The sequence below is a fragment of the Zhengella sedimenti genome, assembly GCF_046506625.1.
Classification (GTDB): domain Bacteria; phylum Pseudomonadota; class Alphaproteobacteria; order Rhizobiales; family Rhizobiaceae; genus Zhengella; species Zhengella sedimenti.
This window is the reverse complement of record NZ_JBKFFP010000001.1, coordinates 15,697-29,183: the sequence shown is the minus strand read 5'-3', so window position 1 is coordinate 29,183 and position 13,487 is coordinate 15,697. Positions and strand designations below refer to the sequence as shown.

The window sequence follows — 13,487 nt, the reverse complement described above, 5'->3', positions numbered from 1 at the left end:
CCAACCGCGCGCCGTTCCGTTCAGGAGCAATGGAGAGCGCGATGGATCGGTGGCCGGACGGCCGGAATACGGGACAACATTCGGGATGGACTGCCGGCGTGGCGGGCGGCACCGCGCTTTTCCTTCTGGTCGCCGCGCTCATGTCGCTGGGCCTGACGGCCGGTATCGACGGATGGATCCTGGAAAGCCTGCGCTCGGCCGACGATCTGTCGGATGCGCTCGGCCCCGCCTGGTTCGAGAATACCGTGCGCGCGTTCACCGCGCTGGGCGGCTATCCGGTCATCGTCTTCGCCGTGCTCAACGCCGTCGTCATCCTTGCCCTGTCGGGCGAACGGCAGGCTGCCATTCTGGTGGTAATGTCGGTGGCTGGCGGTTCGGCGCTGAGTTCTGGCCTGAAACAGGTGTTCGAGCGCCAGCGGCCGGATCTCGTCGCGCATCTCGACCCGACCATCGTTCATGTCAGCTTTCCCAGTTCCCACGCCACCGTGTCGCTTGTCGCCTGGCTGACCCTTGCGCTGGTTCTGGCGCGCCACGTCAGCGTCCCGGCGGTGCGCATCTGGCTCACCGGCGCCGTGATCGTTCTGGCTATGCTCGTGGGCCTCAGCCGCGTCTATCTCGGTGTCCACTGGCCGAGCGACGTTGTGGCCGGTTGGGCGCTGGGACTCGCATGGGTGTCGCTGGTCTTCGGCCTCGATGCCCGGATGCGCGCCGCGCAGGGCGCGGCCAGCGAAGCGGATGAAAGGCGCCGGTCATGAACGCCCGGCCGCGCAGATGGCTGCGGCTTCTGGCCCGCTGGGGCTATGCGTCCCGCGGCGTCGTCTATCTGCTGACGGGAGGACTGGCGCTCCTGGCAGCGCTCGGCACGGCCGAGGAAACCGGCACGCGCGGCGCCCTGCGCGCGCTGATGGGAGAGGACTTCGGCCCGCTGATCCTGATCGTCATCGCGGTCGGACTCGTTTCCCATGCCGCCTGGCGGCTGTCGCAATCCGTCCTCGACGCCGACGATCACGGCCTTGGGTGGCGTGGCATTGCCGTGCGGGCCGGCCTGCTGGCAAGCGGGCTGAGCTATGGCGCGCTTGCACTCTACGCGCTGGGTCTGGCCGGTCTGGCCGGCGCGGGTTCTGGCGGTGGCGGCAACGACGCCGTCGCGTTTCTGGTCGCGCTCACGGGGTCGTGGGCCGGAACGATCATCCTGTCGCTGGTCTTTGCCGCCATCGCGCTCGCCCATGGCTGGAAGGCCTTGACGGCCGGATACACGAAGTTCATTCACCCGCCGGCCCGCTTTGAAAACGCTGTCCACCTTGTCTCGATCGGGGGACTGCTCGCCCGCGGCGCCGTCTTCGCCCTCATTGCTTTCCTGCTTTGGGCGCGGCGTATCGACTACGGTGCGCGGGACATGCCCGACACCGAAACCGTGCTCACCTGGACGGAAAGCCTGCCCTGGGGCGGCGCCGTGCTGGCAGGACTGGGGGCGGGGCTGATCCTGTTCTGTCTCTACAGCTTCGCCGAGGCGGCATGGCGCGAGGTCCGCCTGCCATCAACCTGAGACCGTGGCGCCGTTCAGCCCGCCGCCACCCAGTCCGCGATCAGACGGTGGGCGATGGCACGCGACGGCGGGATCGCGGGACGGTCGGGATCGCCCGGTGTCCGGGTCAGCATCTCACGCACCTCGTCACGCGAAAACCAGCGGCAATCCTCCAGTTCCGTGCGGTCCGGGTCGATGTCGAAGCTCACCGCCTCGCCATAGCAGCCGATCATCAGGGAATGGGGAAAGGGCCAGGGCTGGCTGGCATGATAGGCAACCCGGCCGATGGCGATGCCGGATTCCTCAAGCGTCTCGCGCCGCACCGCGTCCTCGATGCTCTCGCCCGGCTCGATGAACCCGGCGAGGCAGGAATACATGCCGGGTGGGAAATGCGGGCTGCGGCCCAGGACACAGCGGTCATTGTCGAGCGCCAGCATGATGGCCACCGGGTCGGTGCGCGGAAAGACCTCCGCCTTGCAGCCCGGACAGACCCGCTTGACGCCGCCCCCGCCCATGGCCGTCCTTTCGCCGCAGCGGCCGCAGAACCGGTTCGTGGCGTGCCATGCCAGCAGCGCCGCGCCTTGCGCCAGCGCCGCTTCCGTTTCGCGGGTCAGCAATTGCTGCATGTAGAGCGAGCGGTAGTCGATCGCCTTGACCGAGGCGGGCAGCGCTTCCGGATCGAGCGAGGAGGGAACGGCCAGCACCGGGTGGCCGTCCTCATGGCCGAGCAGGATGGCATCGCCCAGCCGCGCACCGAGTCCCTGCGCCGTGGCGACATCGTGCAGACCCTGCATGCCGTCACCGTCGGCCAGCATGTAGAGCCGGCCGGCGCGAGCCACGAACACGCGCGCCGACGGGTCGTCCAGCGCCTTTTCCACGCAATCGTCGGCCCGGTGTTCCGACTGGCGGTCGATCCGGTTGCCGGCGAAGCCGACGCGTGTTGAGGGTTCGTCGGCCGGCGCGTCGAAGAACGGGAATGTCATGGGGGCGGTTTCCTGGGGGGAGAAGTGCGGAAGGGGACAGGTGAAGGCGGGGTGTCAGGCGGCCGAGACGGCCTCCTTGAGGCGGGAGACGAACTGGTGCCGGTCTTCCTTGCGCCACGGCGTTCGTTCGCCGTGGCCCCAGACCGGCCCGGGCCAGTTCGCGTCACCCTCGTTGCGGGCCACGATGTGCCAGTGTAACTGCCGCACGACATTGCCGAGCGCCCCGGCATTGATCTTGTCGCAGCCGGTGACCCTCTTCAGCGCCGCGGCCACGAGGTTTGTCTCGAAGGTCAGCATCGCCTGGTCGAGCGGTGTCAAATCGTGCAGTTCCTGGATGTCCGGCCTCTGCGGGATCAGGATGAGCCACGGCCACCGGCTGTCGTTCATCAGCCGCAATTCGCAAAGGCCGAGCCACAGCACCGGAAACGTGTCGGTTTCCAGCCTTCTGTCGAGTTCGAAACCCGCCTTTGCCCGTGGCAACATTCCCTTGTGTCCGCTCTCTGTTTCGTCTTGTCGTTAAAAAACAATCCTGACTCAAGTTTTTCCTTCTGTCTTGTGATTTTTCGGCTCCCGCTACCGGGCCGCGCTCGAAAACCGCCGCGAGCCGCTTGCATTCGGGCGGAAAAGAAACGATATGGGCAGCGGGAGGCTGGTGGTGGACGAGCCACTCGCCAACCGGGTCAGGTCCGGAAGGAAGCAGCCCCAACGAGCCATGGCGCGGGTCATCGTGCCAGCCTCCCGCCTATCCCCATCCCCATGCGGGCATCGGATTGACCGCGCCGCGCCCCCCTGCAAGTATCGCCGGGAACGGAGACCAGGCCCGAGCCATGAGCGAACAGTCCGGCGGCCAGAAGACACCCTACAGGGTGCTTGCCCGCAAATACCGTCCGCGCGATTTCACCGACCTGATCGGCCAGGAGCCGATGGTGCGCACCCTGACCAACGCCTTCCATTCGGGCCGCATCGCCCAGGCGTGGATGCTGACCGGCGTGCGTGGCGTGGGCAAGACGACGACGGCGCGTATTCTGGCCCGGGCGCTCAATTACGAAACCGATACCGTGAACGCTCCGTCCATCGATCTGTCGGTCCCCGGCCAGCATTGCCAGGCGATCATGGAAGGCCGCCACGTCGACGTGATCGAGATGGACGCGGCTTCCCATACCGGCATCGGCGATATCCGCGAGATCATCGAGCAGGTGCGCTACATGCCCTCCGTGGCGCGCTACAAGGTCTTCATCATCGACGAGGTCCACATGCTGTCCAACCAGGCTTTCAACGGCCTGCTCAAGACGCTGGAGGAGCCCCCGCCGCACGTCAAGTTCATCTTCGCCACCACCGAGATCCGCAAGGTGCCGGTCACGGTCCTGTCGCGCTGCCAGCGTTTCGACCTGCGCCGTGTTGACGCCGAGGCGCTCACCCGCCACCTCGCCCGTATCGCCGAACTGGAAGACGTACAGGTGGAACCCGATGCGCTGGCCATGATGGCGCGCGCCGCGGAAGGATCGGTGCGCGATTCGCTTTCCATCCTCGACCAGGCGATTGCCCATGGCAGCGGCCACGTCACGGCGCAGGCCGTGCGGTCCATGCTGGGCCTTGCCGACAATGCCCGCGTCATCGACCTGTTCGAAATGCTGATGCGCGGCGACCTGCCCGGCGCGCTGGGCGAATTGAAGGCGCAATATGATGCCGGTGCCGATCCGGCCATCGTTCTGACCGACCTGGCCGGCTTCACCCATCTCGTCACGCGGCTGCGTTTCGTTCCCGAAGCGGCCGACGATGCCTCTCTGAGCCAGGACGAGCGCACGCGCGGCCTCGAATTTTCGCAGAACCTCTCGGTGCGCATACTCTCGCGCGCCTGGCAGATGCTGCTCAAGGGCATCCACGAGGTGCAGGGCGCCGCAAGGCCCTATGCGGCGGCGGAAATGGTTCTCATCCGCATCGCCCATGCCGCCGACCTGCCGACGCTGGACGAGGCCATCCGCGCGATCGGCGAGGGCGGCGGCCAGCAGCCCGCCATGCCGGCCGCGCCACAGGGCGGCGGAGCTTCCGGTGGCCACGGTTCGCCCGCATCGCGGGCCGCGTCTTCGGCGCCCGCGGTTTCCCGGTCCACCCAGGCGGCGCAGCCCGTCTCCGGACCCGCCATGCGGCTTGTCGAAAGCCGGCCGGAACCCGCGACGGAAATGCACACCGCCCCGCAGACCGAGCAGGCCGCCGAGGCCGTGCCGGTCCGTTCCCTGGAGGATATCGTCGCGCTGGCCGACCGGCATCGCGACTTGCGGATCAAGATCGGCGTGCGCAATGGCGTGCGCCTCGTCTCATTGACACCCGGACACCTCTCGGTCTCGTTGACGGCCAATGCCGACCGCTCCCTGCTGACCGATCTCGCCCAGCGCCTCAAGCTCTGGACAGGGCGCAACTGGATGGTTTCGCTCAGCCAGGAGGAGGGCGGGCGGACCCTTGCCGAGATCGAGGAGGAAACGCGCGAAACGCTGTTCTCCGATGCCAGCAAGGATCCGGCCGTCGCCGCCATCCTGCAGAAATTTCCCGGCGCGAAGGTGATCGATGTGCGCCTGCCCGCCGCGCCGGAAGAACTGCCCGGCGGCGAGGGGATGCCGGTCGAGGCCTTGCCCGATGACGATGACGACGACATCTTGTGACATGGACCCGAAACCGGGAGAGAGACAATGAAAGACCTCATGGGCCTGATGAGCAAGGCCAAGGAAATGCAGGCCAGGATGCAGGCCCTTCAGGAGGAGATGGCCAACATCACCGCCGACGGCCGGTCCGGTGGCGGCCTCGTGACCGTCACCCTGTCCGGCAAGGGCGAGATGCGTGGCCTGAAGATCGACCCGTCGCTCTTCAAGGAGGATGACGTCGAGATCCTCGAGGACCTGATCGTGGCTGCCCACAACGAGGCCAAGGCCAAGGTGGAGCAGGTCATGGCCGAGAAGACCCAGGAACTGACCGCCGGCCTGCCCATCCCGCCCGGCATGAAACTGCCATTCTGAACCCGGCGGGGTCCTGCCCGTCGGGTCCCTGCCTTTCTCCCTTCCTGCCGGCAGGGTCCGGCGACTTCCGGAGGCGTGTGCGATGACGCTCGCGCAGGAAAACCTGCGTGGCGCGATGCTGATGGTCCTTGCGATGGCCTGCTTCGCCGTCGAGGACATGTTCATCAAGCGCGCCGCCATGGCCTTGCCCGTCGGTGAGGTGCTGGTTCTTTTCGGACTGGCCGGAATGGCCGGTTTTTCGCTGATCGCCGCCCTGCGCGGCCAGCGGCCATGGCATCCGGCCATGCTGGGCCGGACCCTCATGCTGAAAGCGGTGTTCGAGGTGATCGGCCGGCTTGGCTACACGCTCGGCATCGCCATGACGCCGCTTTCCAATGCGTCCGCCATCCTCCAGGCCACGCCGCTGGTCGTGGTGGCCGGCGCCGCCGTGCTGTTCGGCGAAAAGGTCGGCATGCGCCGCTGGCTGGCGGTCGGCATCGGCTTCCTCGGTGTGCTGATCGTGCTGCGGCCCGGCATGGAAGGGTTCGTGCCCGCCGCCCTGTGGACGGTGATCGGCATGTTCGGTTTTGCCGGTCGCGACCTTGCCTCCCGCGCCGCGCCGAAGGTGCTTTCCAATCCGCAACTCGGCGCGCACGGGTTCGCCGCACTGACGGTGGCCGGGCTTGTCCTCCTGCCCTTCACGGGCGCGCCAACCGCCCCCGCGCCCGAGGCCCTCGGCTTCGTCGCCGCCGCCTCGCTGTTCGGTGTCACGGCCTATTGGAGCCTGACCGCGGCGATGCGCATGGGCGAGGTCGCCGTGGTGACGCCGTTCCGCTACACCCGCCTCCTGTTCGGGATCGCGCTCGGCATCGCTGTCTTCGGCGAAACCTTCGATGGCGCCACGCTGGCCGGTTCGCTGCTGATCCTGGCGTCGGGACTCTACACGCTCCTGCGCCGCCCGCGGCGCGAGCCCTTCGCGGCAACGTGAAGGACAGGTCCGCCGCTCAACCCAGATCCTTCTCCATGAGGACAGCGGGAAAGGCGATGTCGCTGGCCAGCATCACCGAAACCTCCTCCAGCCGGCGGAAGCCGTGACGGGCATAGAATTTTTCCGCCGGGCGGGAGGAAAAGCACATCAACCGGCGCACGCCCTCGCGCCGGGCTTCCGCCATGCAGGCGGTGAGGATGGAGCCGCCCACGCCGCCGCGCATCAGGTCCGGATGGGTGGCGAAGTGGCGGATATGGCCGGTGGCGTCCTCGATGCGGCCCGTGCCGGGCGTCGCGACGCTCCAGCCGCCGCAACCGGCCAGTTGCCCGCCGACCGATGCGGCGAAGTAGCGCCCCGAATTGAGCAGCGCCGGATCGATGCGCAGCATGGCCGGCAGGGCGTCGGTCAGGATGTCGTCGCTGTACCAGCCGGGATAGACGGCCGAATAGCAGGCCTCGATCAGCGCTTCCAGCGCATCCCGGTCATCGGCTGTCGCGCGCCGGATCACGACATCGTTCATTTCCGTTTCTCCCGTCCGTGATGGGCTGTTGTTGCACGCCCTGACGCGGTTTTTAGCGCCTGCCGCCTGATTTGCCATCCGCCGCATGGATGAAAAGCGCGTCATCGCGCCTATATGGACCGTTCGAGCGAGGTGTGAATGCGCGACGTGCTGACCTTCACGGAAAAGGGCATCTATTGCCCCGCAGGAGATTTCTTCATCGATCCCTGGCGGCCCGTCGACCGTGCGCTCATCACCCATGGCCACGCCGACCATGCCCGCTTCGGCCATGGCAGCTATCTGTGCACTGAGGCCGCCGCACCGGTCATCCAGCGCCGCCTCGGGGTGTCGGCCCGGACCGTTGCCTACGGTGAGATGCTGAAGATCGGCGATGCCTCCGTCAGCTTTCATCCGGCCGGCCACGTGCCGGGATCGGCCCAGATCCGCGTCGAGACGGGCGGCCAGGTCTGGGTGGTGTCCGGTGATTACAAGGTCGAGGAAGACAGCCTGTCGGAACCCTTCGAGCCGGTCGCCTGCCATGCCTTCATCACCGAATGCACCTTCGGCCTGCCGGTGTTCAACTGGGCAAGCCAGGCCGATCTCGCCGCCGAACTGAACGCCTGGTGGCGCGATTGCGCGGCCTCCGGCAAGGTGGCCGTCATCGGCGCCTATTCGCTGGGCAAGGCGCAGCGTGTGCTGAAAAGCCTCGATCTCTCCATCGGCCCGGTCTTCGCCCATGGCGCCGTGGAGAACATGAACGCGGTGCTGCGCGAACAGGGCGTTGACCTGCCGCCGGCCACGCGCGTCACGCCGGACATGGGCCGCGCCACCTTTGCCGGCGGGCTGGTGATCGCACCGCCCTCGGCCATGGACGGAAGCTGGATGCGCCGCTTCGGCCCGGTCTCGCGCGGTTATGCCTCCGGCTGGATGGCGCTGCGCGGCGTGCGGCGCAGGCGCGCGGCCGATCGCGGCTTCGTGATGAGTGACCATGCCGACTGGAACGGCCTGAACGCCGCCATCGCGGCGACCGGCGCCGAACGCGTCTTCGTCACCCACGGCTATACCGGGCCGTTCCGCAGGTGGCTGGAATCGCGCGGCTACGACGCCTATGTCGTGTCCACCGAATACGAGGGTGAAAGCCTCGACACGGCACCGGCCGGCGAGGAAGCCGGGGAAGGCGCATGAACCGCTTCGCCGCGCTCTTCACCGCGCTGGACCAGACCACCAGCACCAATGCCAGGGTCGCGGCGCTTGCGGACTATTTCCGGGAAGCACCCGAGGATGACCGGCTCTGGACCGTCGCGCTGCTCTCCGGACGCCGGCCGCGCCGCGCCGTGACGGCAACGAACCTGCGCGAATGGGCCGCCGAGCGCGCGGGCATTCCCCTCTGGCTGTTCGAGGAGGCTTATCCGGTGGTCGGCGACCTGGCCGAGACCATTGCCCTCGTCCTTCCCGAACCCGGGCAGACCAGTGACGAGAGCCTGACCTTCTGGATCGACGAGACGCGGGCGCTGCGCGAGGCCGATGACGAGACCCGCAAGGCGGCCATCCTGTCGGCCTGGGACCGGCTGGACCGCACAGGCCGCTTCCTGTTCAACAAGCTGATCACCGGCGGCTTCCGCATGGGCGTGTCGCAGAAGCTGATGACCCGGGCCCTGGCGGCGGCCACCGGCATCGAGGAGACGGCACTCGCCCACCGCATCATGGGCGACTGGTCGCCGGATACCACCACCTTCGAACGCCTCATCCTGTCCGGCGACAACGAGGCCGCCACGTCCCGACCCTATCCCTTCTGCCTCGCTCATCCGCTGGAGGCTGAGCCGGACAGCCTCGGCGACGTTTCGGACTGGCTGGCCGAATGGAAGTGGGACGGCATTCGCGGGCAACTGGTGCGCCGCGACGGCGAGGTTTTCGTCTGGTCGCGCGGCGAGGAACTGGTCACGGACCGCTTTCCCGAATTTGCCGCCACGCTGGATTTCGTGCCCGACGGCACGGTGATCGACGGCGAGATCATGGCCTGGCGCGATCGCGCCGCCCTGCCGTTCCAGGCGCTCCAGACCCGGATCGGCCGCAAGACCGTCTCGAAAAGGCTGCTGGCGGAAACCCCCGTCGTCATGACCGCCTATGACATGTTGGAACAGGATGGCCAGGACCTGCGCCAGATGCCGTTCGCCGAACGCCGCGCCCGGCTGGAAGGACTGGTCGCCAGCCTGCCCGGTGACGCGCCGTTGCGCCTTTCGCCAACGGTCCCGGCAACAGCTTGGGCGGATCTTGCCGCTGCCCGCGATACCGCGCGCGAACGCGGCGCCGAGGGACTGATGCTGAAAAAGCTGGACAGCCCCTATCATGTCGGCCGCAAGCGCGGCGACTGGTGGAAGTGGAAGGTCGATCCGCTGACGGTGGACGCGGTGATGATCTATGCCCAGGCCGGCCATGGCCGGCGTGCGAACCTGTTCACCGATTTCACCTTCGCCGTGCCCGACGAGCACGGCAATCTCGTGCCCTTCACCAAGGCCTATTCCGGCCTGACCGACGCCGAGTTCCGCGAGATCACCCGCTGGGTGCGTGCCAACACGCTGGAGCGCTTCGGCCCGGTCCGTTCCGTTCCCCCCGTCCAGGTCTTCGAGATCGCTTTCGAGGGCATCCAGGCCTCCAGCCGCCACAAGTCCGGCATTGCGCTGCGCTTCCCGCGCATGGCCCGCTGGCGCACCGACAAGCCGGTTTCCGAAATCAACACGCTCGCCGACCTCAAGGGGCTGCTGGCTTCGCTCGGCGGCTGATCCGCACTGGCTCAAATGCCCCTTTCGGTCTATTTCTCGCCCATGTCCAAGCGAATCGCAGGCCCGGAAATCGAGAAACTGATCCAGCTTCTGGCCAAGGTGCCCGGGCTGGGGCCGCGCTCGGCGCGGCGTGCCGCCCTGCATCTCATCAAGAAGAAGGACCAGTTGATGGGACCGCTGGCCGGCGCCATGGCCGATGCCTACGCGAAGGTCGGCACCTGCTCGGTCTGCGGCAATGTCGACACGGTCGATCCGTGCAACATCTGCACCGATCCGCGCCGCGACGGCGCCGTCATCATCGTCGTGGAGGATGTGGCCGACCTCTGGGCGCTGGAGCGCGCCGGCGCCATGACGGCGGCCCGATACCATGTGCTCGGCGGCACGCTCTCGCCGCTCGACGGAATAGGCCCCGACGATCTCAACATCGCCGGCCTGGTCGACCGCGTTGCCGGGGGCGGTGTGTCGGAGATCATCCTGGCGGTCAATGCAACGGTGGAGGGCCAGACCACGGCCCATTACGTTACCGACCGGCTGGCCGGGTTCGACGTGAAGGTGACGCGCCTTGCCCACGGTGTGCCGGTGGGTGGCGAACTCGACTATCTCGACGACGGCACGCTGGCCGCCGCGCTGCGCGCCCGCACCAGCTTCTGAGCCGGGCGCGCGCCTTTTTCCCGCCGCTTGCAATGGTAGGATGGCCTTCGAATCGCACGACGAACGCCGGAGGCCGCCCGCCATGCGCCGCATCATCACAGCCTGCCTGCTGTCCCTCGTCACGGCCATGCCCGCCTTTGCGCAGTCGGCTGCCGTCGAACGCCAGTTCCGCGACTGGCTGGCGAGCGATCTCTGGCCGCAGGCCCGCCAGCGCGGCGTCAGCGCGGCTACGTTCAACGCCGCCTTCGACGGCGTGACGCTGAACTGGAAACTGCCGGACCTCGTGCCGCCGGGCACGAAGCCGCAAACACCGAGGGAGCAGCGGCAGGCGGAGTTCGGCGCGCCCGCCCGGTATTTCAATCCCGGGACGGTGCAGGGCGCGGCGGCCGGCGGGCGCAAGCACAAGACCCGCCTGGCCTCCACGTTGCAACGCATCGAGAGCGCCTACGGCGTGCCGGGCCGCGTCCTGCTTGCCATATGGGCGCGCGAAAGCGGTTTCGGGCGCGCGAAGATACCGCATGATGTCTTCGAGGTGCTTGGCACCAAGGCCTTCATGTCGACCCGGAAGGACCTGTTTCGCGCCGAACTGCTGGCAGCCCTCGAAATGGCCGAAAGGGGCGTGCCGCCGCGCAACATGAAATCCTCCTGGGCCGGCGCGCTCGGCCAGCCGCAATTCATGCCCTCATCCTATCTCAAGCATGCCGCCGACGGCGATGGCGACGGGCGCGCCGACATCTGGGGATCGCAAGCCGATACGCTGGCTTCCATCGCCAATTACCTGCGCCATCACGGCTGGCAGACCGGCCGCGACTGGGGCTTCGAGGTGGTCGTGCCGCAATCGGTTTCCTGCGCGCTGGAAGGTCCGGACCGGGGCCGGCCGATCGCGCAATGGGAAGCGATGGGCATCCGCCGGGTGAACGGCAAGGCCTTCCCCGCCCACGAACTGAGGGGCGAGGGCTATCTCATGATGCCGGCCGGACGCCTTGGTCCGGCCTTCATCGTCACGCCCAACTTCTACGTGCTGAAGGACTACAACGAGAGCGACCTCTACGCGCTCTTCGTCGGCCATGTCGGCGACCGCATCGAATGGAATGTCGGCGATTTTACCCAAGGCTGGGGGAAGATCGACAAGCTCTGGCGCTCCGACATTGCCGCCATGCAGCGTGTCCTGGAGAGCCAGGGCCATGACGTGGGCGGCGCCGACGGCCTGCCGGGTTTCAAGACCCGGCGCTCCATCGGCGCCTGGCAGGCGAAGAACGGCCGCCAGCCCACCTGCTTTCCCAGTGCGGCACTGGTCAAGGCGATCCGCTGACCCGGATCAGGCCGTCGGATCGTCCGCGACGCGGATGATCAGCTTGCCCTTGTTGCGCCCCGTGAGCAGGCCCCGGAAGGCGTCCACGGTGTTTTCCAGTCCGTCCACGATGTCTTCCGTGTAGCGGATCCGGCCGTCACGCACCCACTCCGCCATCTCGCGCTCGAAGGCGACGCGATGCTCCGCCTCGTGGTCGTAATTGATGAAGCCGCGCACGGTGAGGCGCTTCACCAGGATCGCCCGCATGAACATGGGCAGGAAGTCCGGCCCTTCCGGAAGTCCCGAAAGATTGTAATAGGCGATGGTGCCGCAAACCGGCATGCGGGCGAATTCGTTGAACAGCGGGATCACGGCCTTCAGCACGTCGCCCGCCACGTTCTCGAAATAGATGTCCACGCCGTCCGGGCAGGCCGCCTTGAGTTTCTCCGGGAAATCGGCGTCCTTGTAGTTCACGCAGGCGTCGAAACCGAATTCGTCCACCACCTGCGCGCATTTCTCGTCCGATCCGGCAATGCCCACAGCCCGGCAGCCCTTGATCTTCGCGATCTGTCCGACGAGCTGGCCGACGGCGCCGTTCGCCGCCGAGACGACCACGGTTTCGCCGACTTTCGGCTTGCCATGCTCGATCAGGCCGGCATAGGCCGTGAAGCCCGGCATGCCGAGACAACCGAGCGCGGTGGAAATGGGCGCGGCCGCGGGGTCGAGCTTGCGGCAGGCATTGGCCGGCAGCACCGCATGGCTCTGCCAGCCGGTGCGTGCCAGCACGATGTCACCGGCCGAAAGCGAGGCATCGCCGCTTTCCACCACCGAGCACACCGCCTCCGCCGTCACCACGCCGCCGATCTCGGTCGAGGCGGCATAGGACTTGGCCGGGCTCATGCGCCCGCGCATGTAGGGATCGAGCGACAGGTAGATGACCTTGAGCAGGACCTCGCCCTTGCCCGGCGAGGCATAGTCATGGGCTTCCAGCTTCAGTTCGTCATGGCCCGGCATTCCTTTCGGATAAGCCGTCAGGATGATCCGTTGACCGTTCGCGCCCATGTTGTTCTCCTCTGATGGCGATCGTCGAGCCGGGACTATAGGCCCGCGACCGGCGAGGGCAAGCAGGCCGTGCCGTATGAGCCTTGGTAAACAGAACGTGAAGCCCGAAACCGTTTGGCACGATCGGCGTAAAAGGGAATGGGGCACAGGGAGATGAGAGATGAAAAGATACGGCCGCCTGAACGACCTCGCCATGATGATGATCAAGCAGGCTAGACTGCTCAAGCAGGGCGGATTGCTGACCGAGGCGCGCGAACTCGCCCGTCGCGCACTTTTCCTGCGCGCCTGCGACCGGCTGGCGCTTCAGCCGGTGCGCATTCGCGTCAAACGGTGATCGTCAGGCGAAGGGTGCCGGTCAGGCGCAATTGCGGCAGAAGGGCGTGGCCGGCAGAAGTTCCAGCCGGTCGACAGAGATTTCCTCGCCGCATTTCACGCAATCGCCATAGCTGCCGTCCTCGACGCGCTTGAGCGCCGCGTCGATCCGCCGAAGCTCTTCCATGCCCTGGTTGCCGAGGCTTTCCAGCACTTCGTCGCCTTCGCGCTCCGTGGCCCGCTCCTCGGTGTCCGCGCTCGCCGGTTCGTCCAGGTCATGTTCGATTTCCGCGAGACGTTCACGCAGTTCGGCCTGGCGGGCGAGAAGCTTGTTCTTGAAATAGGCGACATCGACCATGAAATTTGTCTTTCCTCTTGTAGGCCGCGTCGTGCGCGGCTCGTCTTCCGG

15 protein-coding genes and 1 other RNA gene are annotated in these 13,487 nt (G+C 67.1%); 11 read left to right on the top strand and 5 right to left on the bottom strand.

Annotation, left to right across the window (positions count from 1 at the left end; genetic code table 11):
• Positions 1–98: 98 nt before the first annotated feature.
• Both ACLB6G_RS00165 and ACLB6G_RS00160 read left to right on the top strand, forming a co-directional pair.
• Positions 99–755 (top strand): phosphatase PAP2 family protein, encoded by a 657-nt coding sequence (locus ACLB6G_RS00165; protein WP_410354081.1) that lies wholly within the window; start codon positions 99–101, stop codon positions 753–755.
• Positions 752–1,546, top strand: coding sequence for a DUF1206 domain-containing protein (locus ACLB6G_RS00160; protein WP_410354080.1), 795 nt, complete (start codon positions 752–754; stop codon positions 1,544–1,546). The genes ACLB6G_RS00165 and ACLB6G_RS00160 overlap by 4 nt, the downstream gene beginning before the upstream one ends.
• 14 nt (positions 1,547–1,560) lie before the next feature.
• Here ACLB6G_RS00160 and nudC read toward each other — a convergent pair whose 3' ends face one another.
• Positions 1,561–2,508 carry an NAD(+) diphosphatase gene (nudC, locus tag ACLB6G_RS00155; protein WP_410354079.1) on the bottom strand — a complete coding sequence of 316 codons (948 nt, stop codon included), beginning with the start codon at positions 2,506–2,508 and terminating at the stop codon, positions 1,561–1,563.
• A gap of 54 nt (positions 2,509–2,562) precedes the next feature.
• The gene (locus ACLB6G_RS00150) at positions 2,563–2,991 is read right to left on the bottom strand and encodes an HIT domain-containing protein (protein ID WP_410354078.1); all 429 of its coding nucleotides are present in this window, start codon (positions 2,989–2,991) and stop codon (positions 2,563–2,565) included.
• Between the two features lie 161 nt (positions 2,992–3,152).
• Between ACLB6G_RS00150 and ffs the strand changes: the two genes are divergently transcribed.
• The 4 genes from ffs (at position 3,153) to ACLB6G_RS00130 (ending at position 6,483) form a co-directional block, all read left to right on the top strand.
• An RNA gene (ffs, locus tag ACLB6G_RS00145) (signal recognition particle sRNA small type) lies at positions 3,153–3,250 on the top strand.
• Between the two features lie 85 nt (positions 3,251–3,335).
• Positions 3,336–5,165: a DNA polymerase III subunit gamma/tau gene (locus ACLB6G_RS00140; RefSeq protein ID WP_410354077.1), complete on the top strand. Its 1,830-nt coding sequence runs from the start codon at positions 3,336–3,338 to the stop codon at positions 5,163–5,165.
• A 27-nt stretch (positions 5,166–5,192) separates the two neighbouring features.
• Complete coding sequence (locus ACLB6G_RS00135; RefSeq protein WP_410354076.1) at positions 5,193–5,516, top strand: YbaB/EbfC family nucleoid-associated protein; 324 nt, start codon at positions 5,193–5,195, stop codon at positions 5,514–5,516.
• An 82-nt stretch (positions 5,517–5,598) separates the two neighbouring features.
• Entirely contained in the window at positions 5,599–6,483 is an 885-nt protein-coding gene (locus ACLB6G_RS00130; RefSeq protein ID WP_410354075.1) for a DMT family transporter, read from the top strand.
• A gap of 16 nt (positions 6,484–6,499) precedes the next feature.
• On the opposite strand, the gene ACLB6G_RS00125 is transcribed toward ACLB6G_RS00130, so the two are convergent.
• The gene (locus ACLB6G_RS00125) at positions 6,500–7,003 is read right to left on the bottom strand and encodes a GNAT family N-acetyltransferase (protein WP_410354074.1); all 504 of its coding nucleotides are present in this window, start codon (positions 7,001–7,003) and stop codon (positions 6,500–6,502) included.
• 138 nt (positions 7,004–7,141) lie between these two features.
• Here ACLB6G_RS00125 and ACLB6G_RS00120 point away from each other — a divergent pair, with 138 nt between their 5' ends.
• The 4 genes from ACLB6G_RS00120 to ACLB6G_RS00105 all read left to right on the top strand — a co-directional run bounded on the left by ACLB6G_RS00120 (position 7,142) and on the right by ACLB6G_RS00105 (position 11,725).
• Positions 7,142–8,167, top strand: coding sequence for a ligase-associated DNA damage response exonuclease (locus ACLB6G_RS00120; protein ID WP_410354073.1), 1,026 nt, complete (start codon positions 7,142–7,144; stop codon positions 8,165–8,167).
• A complete protein-coding gene (locus tag ACLB6G_RS00115; protein WP_410354072.1) occupies positions 8,164–9,762 on the top strand; it encodes an ATP-dependent DNA ligase in 1,599 nt (532 codons plus the stop codon). Before ACLB6G_RS00120 ends, ACLB6G_RS00115 begins: the two co-directional genes overlap by 4 nt.
• A gap of 42 nt (positions 9,763–9,804) precedes the next feature.
• Positions 9,805–10,413: a recombination mediator RecR gene (gene recR / locus ACLB6G_RS00110; protein ID WP_410355131.1), complete on the top strand. Its 609-nt coding sequence runs from the start codon at positions 9,805–9,807 to the stop codon at positions 10,411–10,413.
• Positions 10,414–10,495: 82 nt separating this feature from the next.
• Entirely contained in the window at positions 10,496–11,725 is a 1,230-nt protein-coding gene (locus ACLB6G_RS00105) for a lytic murein transglycosylase (RefSeq protein ID WP_410354071.1), read from the top strand.
• Positions 11,726–11,731: 6 nt separating this feature from the next.
• Here ACLB6G_RS00105 and ACLB6G_RS00100 read toward each other — a convergent pair whose 3' ends face one another.
• Complete coding sequence (locus ACLB6G_RS00100) at positions 11,732–12,766, bottom strand: NADP-dependent oxidoreductase (RefSeq protein ID WP_410354070.1); 1,035 nt, start codon at positions 12,764–12,766, stop codon at positions 11,732–11,734.
• Between the two features lie 160 nt (positions 12,767–12,926).
• On the opposite strand from ACLB6G_RS00100, the gene ACLB6G_RS00095 reads away from it, so the two are divergent.
• Positions 12,927–13,100 (top strand): hypothetical protein, encoded by a 174-nt coding sequence (locus ACLB6G_RS00095; protein WP_410354069.1) that lies wholly within the window; start codon positions 12,927–12,929, stop codon positions 13,098–13,100.
• A gap of 21 nt (positions 13,101–13,121) precedes the next feature.
• Here ACLB6G_RS00095 and ACLB6G_RS00090 read toward each other — a convergent pair whose 3' ends face one another.
• Positions 13,122–13,436 (bottom strand): TraR/DksA family transcriptional regulator, encoded by a 315-nt coding sequence (locus tag ACLB6G_RS00090; protein WP_410354068.1) that lies wholly within the window; start codon positions 13,434–13,436, stop codon positions 13,122–13,124.
• Between the last annotated feature and the right edge of the window lie 51 nt (positions 13,437–13,487).